The following is a 15319-nucleotide window of genomic DNA, read 5'->3' as shown; positions in this document are numbered from 1 at the left end:
AGGACCGAGAAGAACCGACAGGACCACCCCGCCCGCCCACCATCGCAAGGGAGCACGCATGGCAACCCGTGCCGTCGCCCGTCGTCAGTCCGCCGCCACCGGCGAGACGGCCGACTCGGCAAGCAGTGTTCGCGCCCGTGGCGTTCGCAGCCATGGCGGCGAGATCGCCGACCGCGATCTGGTCGGCATGTACCTCGACGAGATCGCACGCACGCCGCTGCTCGACGCCGCCAAGGAAGTCGAGCTGTCCCAGGCCGTAGAGGCGGGTGTGTTCGCGCGACAGGTCCTCGACGGCGAGGAGGAGTCCGCGTCCGACGCCACCCGTGAGGAGCTGGAGGCGCTCGTCGCCGCCGGCGAGCGGGCGAAGGACGTCTTCATCCGCTCCAACCTCCGCCTGGTCGTGGCCGTCGCCCGACGCTACCCGCGCAGCGGCCTGCCCCTCCTCGACCTGATCCAGGAGGGCAATGCCGGTCTGGTGCGCGCCGTCGAGAAGTTCGACTACCGCAAGGGCTTCAAGTTCTCCACGTACGCCACCTGGTGGATCCGCCAGGCGATCACCCGCTCCATCGCCGACCAGTCCCGGACCATCCGGCTCCCCGTCCACCTGGTGGAGGAGCTCGGCCGGATCCGCCGCGTCCAGCGCGAGTTCAACCGGGAGAACGGCCGCGAACCGGAGCCCGCCGAGATCGCCGCCGAGCTCGGCTCCACGCCCGAGCGCGTCATCGACGTCCTCGACTGGGCCCGTGACCCGGTCTCGCTGAACATGTCGGTGGACGACGACGGCGACACCCAGTTCGGCGACCTGCTGGAGGACACGTCGGCGGTCAGCCCCGAGCAGTCCGTCCTGACCCTCCTGCGCAGCGAGGAACTCGACGACCTGATCGGCCGCCTGGACCAGCGCACGGCCTCCATCATCAAGATGCGGTACGGCATCGAGGACGGCCGCGAGCGCACGCTGACCGAGGTCGGCAAGGAGCACGGCCTGACCCGTGAGCGCATCCGCCAGATCGAGAAGCACGCGCTGCTGGAGCTGAAGAAGCTGGCCCGCTCCACAGGGTTCGAGCCGGCGGCGTAAGGGGGCTGCGGGTTGTGCGGGGGCAGGGGGTTCGCACGAGTGGGGCTCGCGTGACCAGCGCGCGCGAGACCCCGCTCACGCCGGGCGCGTGCGCCGGGTGGCGGAAGACGGCGCAAACATGGCGCGGTACCGCCGCTTCAAGGCTCCGCGTGTAGGGAACAACCATCCAGGGCCGGGGAGTCGAGGTCCACGGCCAAGCCGCCGCACCCAACCTCCTTGCACACCCGACACCCTGACGACCTGTCGACAAGCCACGTCCCGACGCACCATCCCCCCGGCGCCGGGACTCTCCCAGAGCCGGACTTCGGCGCCCATCCCCCCCGGGTGCCGGAGTCCGGCTCCACACTCTGTCTGTCCAGGTGTCTGTCCGGCTGTCTGTCCGGCTGTCTGTCCGGGGAAGCAGGCGGCGTTTGCCGTGGTCCCGCGCCCCCGGGCATGCTGAAACGGTGGTCCACCCCGTACCTGAACCACGGGGTGAACCACCGGATGGCAGATTCTGCCACAGAGGCATAGCCTGCCGAGGTGAGCACCCCCAGCACCACCGGCAGCACCCCCACGCAGGACCCCGCCCCCCTCTCCCTCACGGAACGGCGCAAGGCGGAGACGCGCATGGAGATAGCCCGGGCGGCCGCGGGCCTCTTCGTACGGCACGGCCTGCGGGCCACGCGCGCCGAGGACATCGCACAGGCCGCGGGCATCGCCCCCCGTACGTTCTACCGCTACTTCGCCACGAAGGAAGAGGCGGTCGCCCCGCTCTACGCGGCGGGCGCCCGGCGCTGGGCGGAGGCGGTACGGGCGGCCCCCGCGGCCCTCTCCGTCCCCGAGGCCCTGGAACACGCCGTCCGCCACACCCTGACCCCCGGCGCGGGGGTCTCCGCCGCCTCCTGGGAATGGGTCCGCACCCTGATCCACCTGGCCGACACGAGCCCGGCCCTGCGCAAGGTGTGGGCGGAGGTCTGCCAGTCCTCGGACCGCCTCCTGACGTCGATCCTGGCGGAACGCACAGCCACCGCCATCGACAACGTTGCCCCGCCCGCCCCGCTCCGCTTCACCGCGGCGGTGGCCGGCGCTGCGGTGCGAGTGGCCGTCGAGTCATGGGCGGCAGGCACGGCCACCCCCACGGGTCCGGAAGGCCCGGCGGCCCTGGCCCTGCAGAACCTGGCGGCGCTGCGGGGGTTCGCGTGGGAGGGCCCCAGCGCGTAATCGCCCGGCTGCGGGCCGGTGGGGGCTGGTCGCGCAGTTCCCCGCGCCCCTTCAGGGCGCGTAGCTGCGGGCAGGCGTGCCGCAGGGCGGCACGGGTGGGCGCTGGGGGTCCCCCCGGCCGAAGGCTGGGGGAGGCACCCTGCCAGCGTCGGTAAGCGTCCCCACCCTCCTCAGCCCCCACCCACCCGCACCCCTCACGCACCCCCGGCCCGACTCAACCGGCCCCCCAACTCCCGTACACACGCCACCAGTTCCGCAGGCTCCCGGACCACGAACTCGTGCCCCGCCATCGCCAACCGCACCGCCAGCCACTCCACCGGATCCCCGGTCTCCCCCCGGACAACACACCACCCGCCCCCACCCCCTTCCTCTTCCACCGGCGTCCCCAACCACCCCGGCAGCCGAGCCCCCACCTCCTCCGCCGTCCCGGCGAACGCGACAGTGAACCCGTACGTCTCGTGCCGGCGCTGGATGGACCGCCGCAAGTACTCCGCCGCACTCCCCGTCGGCATCTCCCGCGGAGCGAACCGCGCACCGGTGGCGAACGGCTCGCTCACCCGGTCGACCCGGAACGTCCGCCAGTCGTCGCGATCGAGGTCGTACGCCACGAGGTACCACCGCCGCCCCGTCGACACCAGCCGGTACGGCTCCGCCTGCCGCCGCGTCTCACTCCCGTCCGCCGCCCGGTACGCGAACCGCAACCGCTCCCGCCCCGCGACCGCCGACGCCATCACGGTCAGTGTCTCGGGCGCGATACTCGCCCCGTCCCCACTGGTCAGCGCCGTGGTCGCGGCCTGCAACGTGGTCACCCGGTGCCGCAGCCGGGCCGGCAGCACCTGCTCCAGCTTCGCCAGCGCCCGCACCGACGCCTCCTCCACCCCCTCCACGGCATGCCCGGCCCCGGCCCGCAGCCCGACCGCGATGGCGACGGCCTCCTCGTCGTCGAGCAGCAGCGGCGGCATGGCCTTCCCGGCGACCAGCCGGTACCCCCCGTCGGCCCCCTTGCTGGCCTCGACGGGATACCCCAGCTCCCGCAGCCGGTCGATGTCCCGCCGCACGGTACGCCGGGACACCCGGAGCCGCTCGGCGAGTTCCCCACCGGGCCACTCACGGGGCGTCTGGAGAAGAGACAGGAGCTGCAGCAGCCGAGCCGGGGTGTCTGTCGTCATGCGTCCGAGGATGCCGTACCAGTAGGACGGGATCTGGCCTAATGCGCATCTACGGTGCCGATATGACTTCCACGGACACAGGCGCCCTGAAGGGGCGCGGGGAACTGCGCGACCAGCCACAACGGACCGTCACGGACAACACCACACTGACCCCGACGGCGCTCGAACCGTCGGCTTCCCCCGGTGCACCGCACCGCTGGCTGGCCCTGGCCATCGTCATGACCGCGGCTTTCATGGACCTCGTCGATGTCACGATCGTCAACATCGCCATCCCCTCCATCCAGCGGGACGCCGGCGCCTCCTTCGGCCAGATCCAGTGGATAACCGCCGGCTACGCCCTGGCCTTCGCCGCCGGCCTGATCACCGGCGGCCGCCTCGGTGATATTCACGGTCGTAAACGTCTGTTTCTGATCGGCGTCGCGGGCTTCACCCTCGCCTCCGCCCTGTGCGGCTTCGCCGCCAACCCGGAGATGCTGGTGGCCTCCCGCATCCTGCAGGGCGGCATGGCCGCGATGATGGTCCCGCAGGTCCTGTCGATCGTGCACGCCACCTTCCCGGCACGTGAACGCGGCAAGGTCTTCGGCCTGTTCGGTGCGATCGTCGGACTCGGCGCGGTCTCCGGCCCGCTGCTCGGCGCCCTCCTTACCGAGTGGAACCTCTTCGGCCTCGAATGGCGCCCGATCTTCCTGATCAACCTCCCGGTCGGCATCGCCGCCCTCCTCCTCGGCCGCCGTTACATCAGCGAATCCAAGGCCCCGCACGCGCTGCGGCTCGACCTCGCCGGCGTCGCCCTGGTCACCCTCGGCCTGCTGATGCTGCTCTACCCGCTGACCCGCGGCCGCGAGCTGGGCTGGCCGCTGTGGGGGTACGCGTCGATGGCCGGCTCGCTCGTCGTCTTCGGCGCGCTGGTGGTGTACGAACGCCGCAAGGCCGCCCGCGACGGCTCCCCCCTCATCGAGCCCTCCCTCTTCACGGTGAAGAGCTTCGCCGCCGGTATCGCCGTGCAGACCGTCTTCGGTGTGGCGCTCGGCATCTTCTTCCTGGTCTGGACGCTGTACATGCAGGTCGGCCTCGGCTGGACCCCGCTGCACGCCGGCCTGACCGGGGTGCCGTTCTCGATCTCCGTCTCCGTCGCGGCCGGCGTGTCCGTGCAGAAACTGGTCCCGCGCTTCGGCCGCAAGGTGCTCCAGGCCGGTGCTCTGCTGATGGGTCTCGGTGTCCTGCTCTACATCTGGGAGTCGGACCGCTACGGCCTCGCCATCGCCTCCTGGCAGATGGCCCTGCCGCTGGTCGTGATGGGCGCGGGCATGGGCCTGATCGTCGCCCCGCTGACGGACGCGGTGCTGTCGGAAGTCCCGCGCGAGCACGCCGGTTCCGCCTCCGGTCTGATCAACACCGTGCAGCAGATGGGCAACGCGCTGGGCCTCGGCCTGGTCTCGGTGGTCTTCTACGGCGTCGTCGACGACAGCCTGACCGCGTCCCGGATCAGCCCGACCGCGTCCCGCATCGGCCCGGCCTTCGTGAACGGCTTCCAGCACGCCCTGCTCTGGGTGGCCGCGGTCATGGCCGTGATCTTCCTCCTGATGTCCGCTCTGCCGAAGCGCCCTGCGCAGCACCTGGAGGCCGGCGGTACGGAGGTGCTGCTCCCCGCGCCGGAGGAGGAGCCCGCACTCGTCCACTGACCGCCACCGGTCGAAGGGCCCGGCGCCGGAAGGCGCCGGGCCCTTCCGTATGGGCGCCTCGGAGGTGCCCTGAACAGGTCGAAAGCCCGATCGTGTCCGTTTGCCGCCCGAACCTGTTTACTTTCCGGAAATCCCGGCGTAGCCTCCTCGCGAAACCACAAGTTCGGGCATGAGTCAGACACGGTCGGACATGAGTCGGACCTGAACCGGACGTCGGTGGGACGTATCTTGGAGCGGAGGCACAGGGGCATGTACGCACCGGAGCGGCAGCAGGAGATCCTCCGGCTCGCCCGTGACGGCGGCCGGGTGGACGTCGTGTCGCTCGCCGAGGAGTTCCAGGTCACGCAGGAGACGATCCGCCGCGACCTGAAGGCCCTCGACCGCGCCGGTCTCGTCCGCCGGGTGCACGGCGGTGCCATCCCGGCCGGGCGCCTCGACTTCGAGCCGGACCTCGCCGAGCGCGAGTCCACCTCGGCCGACGAGAAGGACCGCATCGCCAAGGCCGCCGTCCCCGAACTGCCGACCGAGGGCACCCTGATCCTCGACGCCGGTTCCACGGTCGCCCGCCTCGCCGCGGCCATCCCGCTGGATGCGTCCCTCACCGTCGTCACGCACAGCCTCCCCATCGCGGCCCGCCTCGCCGACCACCCGGGCATCCAGCTCCACCTGGTCGGCGGGCGCGTGCGGCACAACACGCGTGCCGCCGTGGACGCCTGGGCGCTGCGCGCGTACAGCGAGATCCGTGCCGACGTCCTCTTCGTCGCCGCCAACGGCTTCTCCGCCGACCAGGGCCTGACCACCCCCGACCTCGCCGAGGCCGCGGTCAAGCGGGCGGCCGTCGCCGCGGCCCGCCGGGTGGTCCTGCTCGCCGACTCCGCCAAGCACGGCCAGGAGCACTTCGCCCGCTTCGGCGACATGGGCGACGTGGACCTGCTGATCACCGACAGCGGGCTCAGCCCCGAGGACGCCGCCGCCATCGAGCGCGGCGGCACGGAAGTAGTACGAGCATGAGCACCACGAGCGCCACGATCGGTACGGGCATGATCCTCACCGTCACCCCCAACCCCTCCCTCGACCGGACCTACGAGGTCCCCGCCCTGGAGCGCGGCGAGGTCATCCGCGCCTCCGGCGAGCGCATGGACCCCGGCGGCAAGGGCGTCAACGTCTCGCGTGCCGTAGCGGCCGCCGGCCGGCGCACCGTCGCCGTACTGCCCCTGGGCGGAGCGCCGGGCGCGCTCGTCGCCGACCTGCTCGACGCCCAGGGCATCGAGGTCGCGCCGGTCCCGGTCGCCGGAGCCACCCGCTCCAACATCGCGCTCGCGGAGTCCGACGGAGTGCTCACCAAGATCAACGCGCCCGGTCCGGAACTCTCGGCGGAGGAGCAGGAGCTCCTCCTGGAGACCGTGCGCGAGCAGTCGCACGACGCCGACTGGATCGCCTGCTGCGGCAGCCTGCCGCGCGGGCTCGCCCCCTCCTGGTACGCCGAGGTCGTCGCCCGGGCGCACGCCGGCGGCGCGCGCATCGCACTGGACACCTCGGGGCGCGCGCTGCTCGAAGCGCTGCGCGAGCAGCCCGACGTGGTGAAGCCGAACGCCGAGGAGCTCGCGGAAGCCGTCGGGCGCCCCCTGGCGACCGTGGGCGACGCGCTCAAGGCGGCCGAGGAACTGCGCGGCATGGGCGCCCATGCCGTCCTCGCCAGCCTGGGCGCCGACGGGCAGCTGCTCGTGGAGGACGCGGGCGCCTGGTTCGCGAGCGCCCGCGTGGACACCGTCCGCAGCAACGTCGGCGCCGGCGACTCCTCCCTCGCCGGTTTCCTCATCGCCGGCGGCCGCGGCCCGAAGGCCCTCGCCTCCGCCGTCGCCCACGGCGCCGCCGCCGTCCAGCTGCCCGGCAGCGTGATGCCCACCCCGGCCGACCTGGACCCGTCGGCGGTCACCGTCACCGACCGCGTCCCCGTCGACCGCGAACTGACGGAGCCGGTGTCATGAACGCTCGTACGACCGCTCACCCGGCCGCGCTGTTCCCCGGCGCCGTCGGCCGACAACCGGCCCAGGAGCGGCGAGGCGTCTCGTTACTCGCCGCGCCGACGGGCCGTCGGGGCACCCTGAGCCGCCCCGCCGTGCCCGGGAGGCGGGGCTTCCCCGGCCCCGCCTCCCACCCCGCCCCCCACGGCACCCCCGTCCCCGAAGAACCCGCCCACCCCACACCCCGGGCGATACGCGTGCATAGGAGCCCGCGATGAGCGACATGATCACCGCGGACCTGGTCGATCTCGACCTGTCCGCCGATACCAAAGAAGCGGCGGCGCGCGCCCTCGCCGAGCGCATGGTGACCCTGGGCCGGGTGACCGACCTGGAGGGCTTCCTCGCAGACGTGGCCGCCCGCGAGGCCCAGATGCCCACCGGCCTCGACGGCGGCATCGGCATCCCGCACTGCCGCAGCGCCCACGTCACCGAGCCGACGCTCGCCTTCGGGCGCAGCGCCGCCGGCATCGACTTCGGCGCCGCCGACGGCCCCGCCGACCTGATCTTCCTGATCGCGGCCCCCGCCGGCGCCGACGACGCCCACCTCACCATCCTCTCCTCGCTGGCCCGCCAGCTGATGAACAGCGAGTTCACGGACGCGCTGCGGTCGGCGGGCGACGCGGAGACCGCTGCGGCCCTGATCCGCGGCGACGAGACGCCCGCGAAGGACACGAAGGCCGCGGCGAGCGTCCCTGCGGGCGGGCCCCAGAACACCGCTGCGGCGCCGGCGGCGGCCTCCGCCGGCACCGCAGCGGCCAGCACAGGCACGGGTGCAGGTACCGGCACGGGCACAGGCACGGGCACGGGCACGGCTTCGGACGCGGGTGAGCGTCCCTTCCGTATCGTCGCCGTCACCTCCTGCCCCACCGGCATCGCCCACACCTACATGGCGGCCGAGTCCCTGGAGAACGCGGGCCGCGACGCGGGCGTCGAACTCGTCGTCGAGACGCAGGGCTCGGCCGGCTTCACCCGGCTCGACCCCGAGGTCATCGCGGCGGCGGACGGCGTGATCTTCGCCCACGACGTACCCGTCCGCGAGAAGGACCGCTTCGCCGGCAAGCCGACCGTCGACGTCGGCGTGAAGGCGGGCATCAACCGCCCCGCCGAGCTGATCGGCGAGGTCCGCGCTAAGGCGGCCCGCGGCGAGGTCACGTCCGGCTCCGCGCCGTCCACACCGGTCGAACGCGCCGGGGAGGCGGGCGAGGGCTACGGCACCAAGCTGCGCAAGTGGCTGATGTCCGGCGTGAGCTACATGGTCCCGTTCGTCGCGGCCGGCGGTCTGCTGATCGCCCTCGGCTTCGCGATCGGCGGCTACACGATCAACAAGGCGCCGTCGGTCATGGACCACTTCGTGTGGACCCAGGGCGACAGCTGGGCCGCGCTGCTCTTCCAGATCGGTGTCGTCTCCTTCGGCTTCCTCGTCCCCGTCCTGGCCGGCTACATCGCCTACGGCATGGCGGACCGGCCGGGCCTGGTCCCCGGCTTCGTCGGCGGCATGATCGCCTCCACCATCAACGCCGGCTTCCTCGGCGGTCTGGCCGCCGGTCTGATCGCCGGTGGCGTGGTGATGGCGATCCAGAAGGTGAAGATCCCCGCGGCGGTGCGCGGCATCATGCCGGTCGTGGTGATCCCGCTGATCTCCTCGGCGATCGTCGGCTTCCTGATGTTCGTCGTGATCGGCAAGCCCATCGCCTCCGCCCAGAAGGGCATGACCGACTGGCTGAACGGCCTCTCCGGCTCCAACGCCATCCTGCTCGGCGCCCTGCTCGGCCTGATGATGTGCTTCGACCTCGGCGGCCCCGTCAACAAGGTCGCGTACACCTTCGCCACCGCCGGTATCGCCGTCTCCAACCCCAGTGACTCCGCGATGAAGATCATGGCGGCGGTCATGGCGGCCGGCATGGTCCCGCCGCTGGCGATGGCCCTGGCGACCACCGTCCGCGGCAAGCTCTTCACCGAGACCGAACGCGAGAACGGCAAGGCCGCCTGGGTCCTGGGCGCCTCCTTCATCTCCGAGGGCGCGATCCCGTTCGCGGCCGCCGACCCGCTGCGCGTCATCCCGTCCTCGATGGTCGGCGGCGCCATCACCGGCGCCCTGTCGATGGCCTTCGGCGCCACCCTGCGCGCCCCGCACGGCGGCATCTTCGTGGTCCCGCTGATCGGCAACCCGTTCCTCTACCTGATCGCCATCGCCGCCGGTGTCTGTGTCACCACGGCCCTGGTCGTCCTCCTGAAGGGCCTGCGCAAGCCGGCCAAGGAGACCCCCGCGGGCGGCTCCGCCGCCGGCCCGGCCGCCACCGCGAAGGAGGACAGGCAGCCGGTCGCGGCCTGAGCGCCCGCGCCCTTCTTGTCCCTTTGATTCGCTGTGAGTTGTTCACGGCACCTGCGAGATACGTCACGGTCCGGGACCAAAGTCCCGGACCGTGGTGTGTACTGGGGCGTATGCCCGCGCACGCCTCGACCCTCCAGCTGATCGGCATGGCCGCGCTCACCCTGGCGACCGTCGGCTGGGCGGTCGTCGTGACGCGCCTGCTGCGCCGCAACCGCCGCGAAGCCATCGCCTGGCACGCCGCGCGTGCCCTCCCCGCCTTCCCGCACCAGCTCAAGGCCGCCCCGCCCCGCGAGACCGTCGAGCTGACCCCCGCCGAACAGGACGCCTTCGCCGGCCTGGTCCGCAGACTCGGCGGCCGCTCGGGCCGCCGCGGCCACTGAGGACGGCTGCACCGCGGGCCCAGTGGTCAGCCCTGGCGCGCCGCCCGCCGCTCCATCGCGTCCCTGGCCGCGTCCTCCGACGGGTACACCTCGCACATGTGCCGGCCGTCCGGCGTCGCCGTGTGCTCGACCTCCCACAGGGACAGCTCCTGGCCGTCGCGCAGCAGGAACGCGTGCTCGTAGAGCGAGAAGCCCAGACCCGACCTGCCCGCGCGTCCCGGCCGCCCGAACGCCTGGGTGATCTGGTGCGCGAACGCCGTCGACAGCACCTGGGCCGTCTCCGCGTCCGGCCGGTCGGGGTTCTCCGCCCGGCGCAGCAGCCGACGCGCGTGGTCCGCCGAGTCGTCCGGCACATACACGTGCCGGGGCTCCGGGACCGGCGCCAGCGTCACCAGCACCGGCAGCTCGAAGTCCGGGGTGTCCGGCGGTAACGGGAGCCGCGCGGTCGCGGCCCGCAGCTCCTCCTCGTCGACGTACACCTCGTGCTGCGGGTCGCTGCCCGGCACCGTGTTGTGCACGAGCTCCCACAGTGTGACCGCCGAGCCGTCGGCCAGCAGCCAGGTGTGCCGGTACGTCTCCCGGTGCAGTCCCGCGCTGTGGTGCGCGGAGTGCAGCGAACTGTCGTGCGCCAGCGCGCAGTCCAGCTGCCTTATGGCCTCGTCGGGCAACTCGAAGGAGTTCAGGGCGCGGCCGAGGAGCCGCGCGAGGTGCTCCTCCGGAGACTCGGGCGACTCGGCTGGTTCGTACGCTGCCGTCTCGTACGGAACGCTCAAGGTTTCTCCCGGCGTTGCTGCATGTCACCTTGTGGGTGCATACCGTAGCCCCTCGGTCGGACATCATGTCCGGGAACCGAGAAAACGTACGCCGGGAAAACTCGCGGGCCGCGCGAAAAGTTCCCGCGCGACCCGACGATCCGTCAAAAGGTGCCGGTCAGACGGAGCTTCCGGCGGTCCAGTCGCTCCACGACAGGTTCCACCCATTGAGCCCGTTGTCCGGCTGCACGGTCTTGTCGGGGGAGTTCTTCACGATCACGACGTCCCCGACGAGCGAGTTGTCGTAGAACCACTTGGCCATGGTGTCACCCTGCGCGCCCTGCACGTCCGCGAGCCCCACGCAGCCGTGGCTGGTGCCCTCGCGCCCGAACGGCGGATTGCCCCTGTTGTACCAGTAGTTGCCGTGGATGAACGTCCCCGACGTCGTCAGCCGCATCGCGTGCGGCACGTCCGGGATGTCGTACTCCCCGCCCAGGCCGACCGTCTGGCTGTTCATCCGGGTCTGGACGAACTTCTCGGAGATCACCATCTGCCCGTTGTACGTCGTGTGCTCCGGGCTGCCCGTCGACACCGGCACCGTCTTGAGGACCTTGCCGTCCCGCACCACCGTCATGGTCTGCGTGTTCGCGTCCACCGTGGAGACCTGCGAACGTCCGACGGTGAAGGTCACCGTCTTCTTCTGCACCCCGTAGACGCCGTTGGCGCCCTCGACCCCGTCCAGGTCGATCTTCATCGTGACCTCGGAGCCGGCCTTCCAGTAGTCCTGCGGCCGGAAGTCCAGCCGCTGCGACCCGAACCAGTGCCCCACCACCTGCTGGCCGCTGCTGGACGTGACCGTGATGTGCGACTGCACGGCCTTCCTGTCGGTGATGACCTTGTCGAAGTCGAACGACACCGGCATCCCCACACCGACCGTCGTCCCGTTGTCCGGCGTGTACGTGCCGATGTAGCTGTTCGACGAGTTGACGGTGGTGAAGATGGAGTTGGCCGCCGCCGTGAGCCCCTTCGAGTCCTTCGCGGTCGCCGATATCTCGTACTTCGTGCCCCGCTCCAGCTGCTCCTCGGGCTTCCAGGTGCCGCCGTCCGCCGAGAGGGTGCCGTCCACGGCCTGCCCCGACCCCGCCACGGTCATCTTGACGTCGGTCAGTCTGCCGCCGCTGACCTGTACGCCGGTCGTGTTGATGGACGCTCCGGTCGAACCGTCCTTCGCCGAGATCACGATCTTCGCCGTGGACGTCCTGGCGGCGCTGTCCTGCTGCCCGCCCTTGCTGTCGTCGCTCTTGGCGCTGGCGTTGCCGCCGCAGGCGGTGAGGGCGAGGGCGCCGACCATCAGGGCGGCACAGGCCCCCAGTGCGCGCCGCGCTGCAATGTCCGGCGTTGTCACGGGCTGCTCCAGGTTCTTGTGATGTGCGTGATCCGTTCCAGTGCGTGGAGAAAGAGGCCGGAGGCCCCTACCGGGGTTCCCTCCGACGCTCGCTGAACGCCATCACGTGACAGAACCAGGACAATCGACAGGAACGCGCAAGGTTCCGATCGGCTGTCGCAGAGAGCGCGCCGCTCACCGCCGTCAGCGCGCCCCGTACAGCTCCTCGTACGACGGCCACACCCCGCCAGGTCCGTCGACCGGCCCGGCGGCCCGCACGGCCCGCACGATCGCGCGGGTCACCAGGTCCGCGCCGGCCGCGAGGATCTCGTTGAGCGCGAGCGGGTGTTCGCCGAGCGGGCGCGCACCCGTCGCCAGCGCGAACACCGTGTCCCCGTCGTTGAGCAGGTGCACCGGCCGGACGGCGCGCGCGATCCCGTCGTGCGCAGTGCCGGCGAGCTTCTGTGCCTGCGCCTTGGACAGCACGGCATCGGTGGCGACCACCGCGAGCGTGGTGTTGAGCAGCGGGGGCGCGTTCTTCGCGGCGGCCTCCGCGAGCCGCAGGCGGGCGGCCTCGTGCACGTGCTCCTCGGGGTACCGCACCCGCCCCTGGAACAACTCCCCGTACAACGCACCGGTCTCGGGCTGAACCACCGCGCCCGCCGGGTTGGCGACCACGAGCGCGCCCACGGTGATCCCGGAGCCCAGCACGACGCTCGCGCTGCCGATCCCGCCCTTCAGCCCCCCGGCGACGGCGCCCGTACCGGCTCCCACACACCCCTCCCGCACCCGGGCCCCGGGCGGGCTCGCCGCGGCCGCCTCCACCGCCGCACGCCCCAACGCCGCGTCCGGCCGGGCCCGGAAGCTCCCGCCCCGTCCCAGATCGAAGACGCAGGCGGCGGGCACCACCGGCACCACATGCGCCGGATCCGCCCCCACCCGCACTCCGCGCCCCTGTTCCTCGAGCCAGGCCATCACCCCGGACGCCGCGTCGAGCCCGTACGCGCTGCCGCCCGTGAGGACGACCGCCTCCGCCCGCTGCACCACGGTGCGCGGATCGAGCGCGTCGGTCTCCTTCGTCCCCGGACCGCCACCGCGTACGTCCACGGCGGCGACCGCGCCGCCCTCGGGAGCGAGGACGACGGTGGTGCCGGTGAGCCAGCCGTCGCCGGTACGGGTGGCATGTCCCACCCGCAGCCCGGCCACGTCCGTCAATGCGTCAACTGTCATGACGGCCAGTCTGGCCCAGCCCGGCGCGGCTGCGGACCCGTCAGGAGGCGGCCGCGGTGGCTTCCGCGGGGCGCTCGCGACCGGCCGCGCGCGCCGTCAGGGCCGTCCCGGTCGCCACCGCCAGCGCCGACACGATGCCCGCCGCCGGCACCGCCCAGTCGCCCAGGAACGTGCAGCAGACCACCAGCAGCGCCGTCACCGGCAGCACCAGCTGCTGGGCGAGGCCCACCTTGAAGTGCCGCGAGTGCAGCGCCCACACGGTCAGCAGGTACAGCGCGGTCGGCACGGTCACGGCCGCCGACGCGGCCGTCGTGGAGATGCGCGCCTTGCCGACCGCCTCCTCGACGGCCACCTCGATGCCCGCGCCGATCGAGGCCGCCGACGCGAAGATCAGGTAGTGGCCGTAACCCCACAGGAACGACTCCTTGTTGGAACGCAGATGGCCGTGGATCGGCACCACGAAGTAGATCCACCAGGCCGAGAAGACGATCAGCAGGCCGCCCGCCGCGATCGGCAGCAGCTCGCTCAGCGCGTCGTGCTCGGCCAGGGCCGACTTCACGGCGACCGTCGCCGCCGAGATCGTCTCGCCGAGCACGATGATCGTGAACAGCCCGTACCGTTCGGCGATGTGGTGCGGGTGCCAGGAGGTCGTGTAGTCCTTCTCCGCGTACAGCGGCACGCACATCTCGGCGATCGCCATCACCAGGAACACCCAGGGGCGTGCGGGCACCGGCAGCACCACCAGCCCGAGCCAGCCGACCAGGCACAGCAGCACCCCGCCCGCGTACCGGAGCGCCATGGTCCGCTCCGCGCCCCGGGCCCAGCGCGCGGCTCTCAGCCACTGCGCGGCCATCGCCAGCCGCATGATCACGTAGCCCAGCCAGACCACCAGGTAGTCGTGGTCGGTGAAGGCCTGCGAGATACCGGCCGCCAGCACCAGGACGCCGGCGATCTGGACCAGGGTGACGATCCGGTAGAGCACGTCGTCGTTGTCGTACGCCGAGGAGAACCAGGTGAAGTTCATCCACGCCCACCAGATGGCGAAGAACTGCATCGCGTAGTTCAGGACGCCTTCGCCCGCGTGCCCCGCCGCGACGGCGTGCACCAGCTCCACGCCCGCCTGCGCGATGGCCACGACGAAACACAGGTCGAAGAAGAGCTCGAGCGGTGAGGCCACCCGATGGGCCTCGTCGCGCCCGCGCGCGGTGAGCCGGCGCAGTGGCCGCAGGGGCTGGGGTGGGTGCTGGGAGGCGGGAGCCGGAGGAGAACTCGACGTCATGCGTCCAGCACAGCAGAAAAGGCCACCGAAAGCCCGCGAACGGACCCGCAGGGGGGCCGGTGACACGGCAGGCGGCAGGGCCGGGGCCGCCGCGTGCGCCGTACGCTTGAGGCATGAGCACCGCCCCCGAGCCCGCGCCGCGCGACCCGAAGCCCGCGCTGATCTTCGACGACCCACTCGACCGGCAGTCCTCGGACGACACGGACCGCGGCTGGGGCGACCGCCCGGAGGGCGACTCGGCGGCCGACCTCAGGCGTTTCCTCGACGAGAAGCCGCCCCACCACCTCTGAGCCGCCCGCGCGACCGCCCGGAGCGCCGCTAACGCTGGTTGTGACCGTTTCCGCGCTGGGCGACCAGGGCGTCGCGGATCTCCTTCAGCACCTCCAGCTCGGTCACCTCGATGACCTCGTGCGTGCCCTCCTTCGCCTTCCTGCGGGCCTCCACGCGGGACAGGTACTTCGCCATCGGCAGGACCATCAGGAAGTACACGACCGCCGCGGTGATCACGAAGGAGAGCGTGGCGCCCAGGACCTCGCCCCACATGATCGGAATGCCGGTCTTCACCGTGCCGTCCGCGTTCAGCGTGCACGGGGCCTTCAGGCACGAGCTGTAGCTGTCGAGGTTCTTCGTGCCGATCGCGCCGACCAGCGGGTTGATGAGCCCCTTCACCACCGAGTTGACGATGTTCGTGAAGGCGGCGCCGATGACCACCGCGACTGCCAGATCGACGACGTTTCCGCGCATCAGGAAGGCCTTGAAGCCCTGCCAGATGCCCGGTTCCTTCTTCGCGCTCACCTCGGGGACTCTCC

At 71.9% G+C, this 15319-nt stretch carries 14 protein-coding genes; 8 read left to right on the top strand and 6 right to left on the bottom strand.

The annotated features are described in order from the left end of the window. Positions 1–58 precede the first annotated feature (58 nt). Both ACFWPS_RS14580 and ACFWPS_RS14575 read left to right on the top strand, forming a co-directional pair. A complete protein-coding gene (locus tag ACFWPS_RS14580) occupies positions 59–1075 on the top strand; it encodes an RNA polymerase sigma factor RpoD/SigA (protein WP_383704745.1) in 1017 nt (338 codons plus the stop codon). A 609-nt stretch (positions 1076–1684) separates the two neighbouring features. Then, entirely contained in the window at positions 1685–2278 is a 594-nt protein-coding gene (locus tag ACFWPS_RS14575) for a TetR/AcrR family transcriptional regulator (protein WP_383704847.1), read from the top strand. Positions 2279–2472: 194 nt separating this feature from the next. Here the strand turns inward: ACFWPS_RS14575 and ACFWPS_RS14570 are convergent, their stop codons facing one another. Continuing rightward, the gene (locus ACFWPS_RS14570) at positions 2473–3447 is read right to left on the bottom strand and encodes a helix-turn-helix transcriptional regulator (protein ID WP_383704743.1); all 975 of its coding nucleotides are present in this window, start codon (positions 3445–3447) and stop codon (positions 2473–2475) included. A 62-nt stretch (positions 3448–3509) separates the two neighbouring features. On the opposite strand from ACFWPS_RS14570, the gene ACFWPS_RS14565 reads away from it, so the two are divergent. The 5 genes from ACFWPS_RS14565 (at position 3510) to ACFWPS_RS14545 (ending at position 9865) form a co-directional block, all read left to right on the top strand. After that, on the top strand, positions 3510–5129 hold the full coding sequence (locus tag ACFWPS_RS14565) for an MFS transporter (protein ID WP_383704740.1): 1620 nt from the start codon (positions 3510–3512) through the stop codon (positions 5127–5129). 249 nt (positions 5130–5378) lie between these two features. After that, a complete protein-coding gene (locus ACFWPS_RS14560) occupies positions 5379–6140 on the top strand; it encodes a DeoR/GlpR family DNA-binding transcription regulator (RefSeq protein ID WP_383704737.1) in 762 nt (253 codons plus the stop codon). Positions 6141–6169: 29 nt separating this feature from the next. After that, positions 6170–7117 (top strand): 1-phosphofructokinase, encoded by a 948-nt coding sequence (gene pfkB, locus ACFWPS_RS14555; protein WP_383704845.1) that lies wholly within the window; start codon positions 6170–6172, stop codon positions 7115–7117. Positions 7118–7367: 250 nt separating this feature from the next. Then, the gene (locus ACFWPS_RS14550) at positions 7368–9485 is read left to right on the top strand and encodes a fructose-specific PTS transporter subunit EIIC (protein WP_383704734.1); all 2118 of its coding nucleotides are present in this window, start codon (positions 7368–7370) and stop codon (positions 9483–9485) included. 110 nt (positions 9486–9595) lie between these two features. Continuing rightward, complete coding sequence (locus tag ACFWPS_RS14545; RefSeq protein WP_383704731.1) at positions 9596–9865, top strand: hypothetical protein; 270 nt, start codon at positions 9596–9598, stop codon at positions 9863–9865. A gap of 26 nt (positions 9866–9891) precedes the next feature. Here ACFWPS_RS14545 and ACFWPS_RS14540 read toward each other — a convergent pair whose 3' ends face one another. The 4 genes from ACFWPS_RS14540 to ACFWPS_RS14525 all read right to left on the bottom strand — a co-directional run bounded on the left by ACFWPS_RS14540 (position 9892) and on the right by ACFWPS_RS14525 (position 14510). Continuing rightward, positions 9892–10638 (bottom strand): DUF6227 family protein, encoded by a 747-nt coding sequence (locus ACFWPS_RS14540; RefSeq protein WP_383704728.1) that lies wholly within the window; start codon positions 10636–10638, stop codon positions 9892–9894. 157 nt (positions 10639–10795) lie between these two features. After that, on the bottom strand, positions 10796–12022 hold the full coding sequence (locus ACFWPS_RS14535; RefSeq protein WP_383704725.1) for an Ig-like domain-containing protein: 1227 nt from the start codon (positions 12020–12022) through the stop codon (positions 10796–10798). A 183-nt stretch (positions 12023–12205) separates the two neighbouring features. Further along, on the bottom strand, positions 12206–13231 hold the full coding sequence (locus ACFWPS_RS14530) for a P1 family peptidase (RefSeq protein ID WP_383704722.1): 1026 nt from the start codon (positions 13229–13231) through the stop codon (positions 12206–12208). A 40-nt stretch (positions 13232–13271) separates the two neighbouring features. After that, positions 13272–14510, bottom strand: coding sequence for a low temperature requirement protein A (locus ACFWPS_RS14525; protein WP_383704719.1), 1239 nt, complete (start codon positions 14508–14510; stop codon positions 13272–13274). 113 nt (positions 14511–14623) lie between these two features. Between ACFWPS_RS14525 and ACFWPS_RS14520 the strand changes: the two genes are divergently transcribed. Continuing rightward, positions 14624–14800, top strand: a complete 177-nt coding sequence (locus tag ACFWPS_RS14520) for a hypothetical protein (protein WP_217550953.1) — start codon at positions 14624–14626, stop codon at positions 14798–14800. A 28-nt stretch (positions 14801–14828) separates the two neighbouring features. Here ACFWPS_RS14520 and mscL read toward each other — a convergent pair whose 3' ends face one another. Beyond that, positions 14829–15305, bottom strand: a complete 477-nt coding sequence (gene mscL / locus ACFWPS_RS14515; protein WP_383704716.1) for a large conductance mechanosensitive channel protein MscL — start codon at positions 15303–15305, stop codon at positions 14829–14831. Positions 15306–15319 lie beyond the last annotated feature (14 nt).

Origin of the sequence: Streptomyces sp. NPDC058457 (assembly GCF_042720695.1) — a bacterium.
Classification (GTDB): Bacteria; Actinomycetota; Actinomycetes; order Streptomycetales; family Streptomycetaceae; genus Streptomyces.
Note: the sequence above shows the minus strand (reverse complement) of the source record. Positions and strands in the feature narration are given on the sequence as shown.

Coding starts and splice junctions, on each gene's coding strand:
- ACFWPS_RS14580 (WP_383704745.1), top strand. CDS start 59: ATGGCAACCCGTGCCGTCGCCCGTCGTCAGTCCGCCGCCACCGGCGAG.
- ACFWPS_RS14545 (WP_383704731.1), top strand. CDS start 9,596: ATGCCCGCGCACGCCTCGACCCTCCAGCTGATCGGCATGGCCGCGCTC.
- ACFWPS_RS14520 (WP_217550953.1), top strand. CDS start 14,624: ATGAGCACCGCCCCCGAGCCCGCGCCGCGCGACCCGAAGCCCGCGCTG.
- ACFWPS_RS14560 (WP_383704737.1), top strand. CDS start 5,379: ATGTACGCACCGGAGCGGCAGCAGGAGATCCTCCGGCTCGCCCGTGAC.
- ACFWPS_RS14550 (WP_383704734.1), top strand. CDS start 7,368: ATGAGCGACATGATCACCGCGGACCTGGTCGATCTCGACCTGTCCGCC.
- ACFWPS_RS14575 (WP_383704847.1), top strand. CDS start 1,685: ATGGAGATAGCCCGGGCGGCCGCGGGCCTCTTCGTACGGCACGGCCTG.
- ACFWPS_RS14530 (WP_383704722.1), bottom strand. CDS start 13,231: ATGACAGTTGACGCATTGACGGACGTGGCCGGGCTGCGGGTGGGACAT.
- ACFWPS_RS14570 (WP_383704743.1), bottom strand. CDS start 3,447: ATGACGACAGACACCCCGGCTCGGCTGCTGCAGCTCCTGTCTCTTCTC.
- ACFWPS_RS14565 (WP_383704740.1), top strand. CDS start 3,510: ATGACTTCCACGGACACAGGCGCCCTGAAGGGGCGCGGGGAACTGCGC.
- pfkB (WP_383704845.1), top strand. CDS start 6,170: ATGATCCTCACCGTCACCCCCAACCCCTCCCTCGACCGGACCTACGAG.
- ACFWPS_RS14525 (WP_383704719.1), bottom strand. CDS start 14,510: ATGACGTCGAGTTCTCCTCCGGCTCCCGCCTCCCAGCACCCACCCCAG.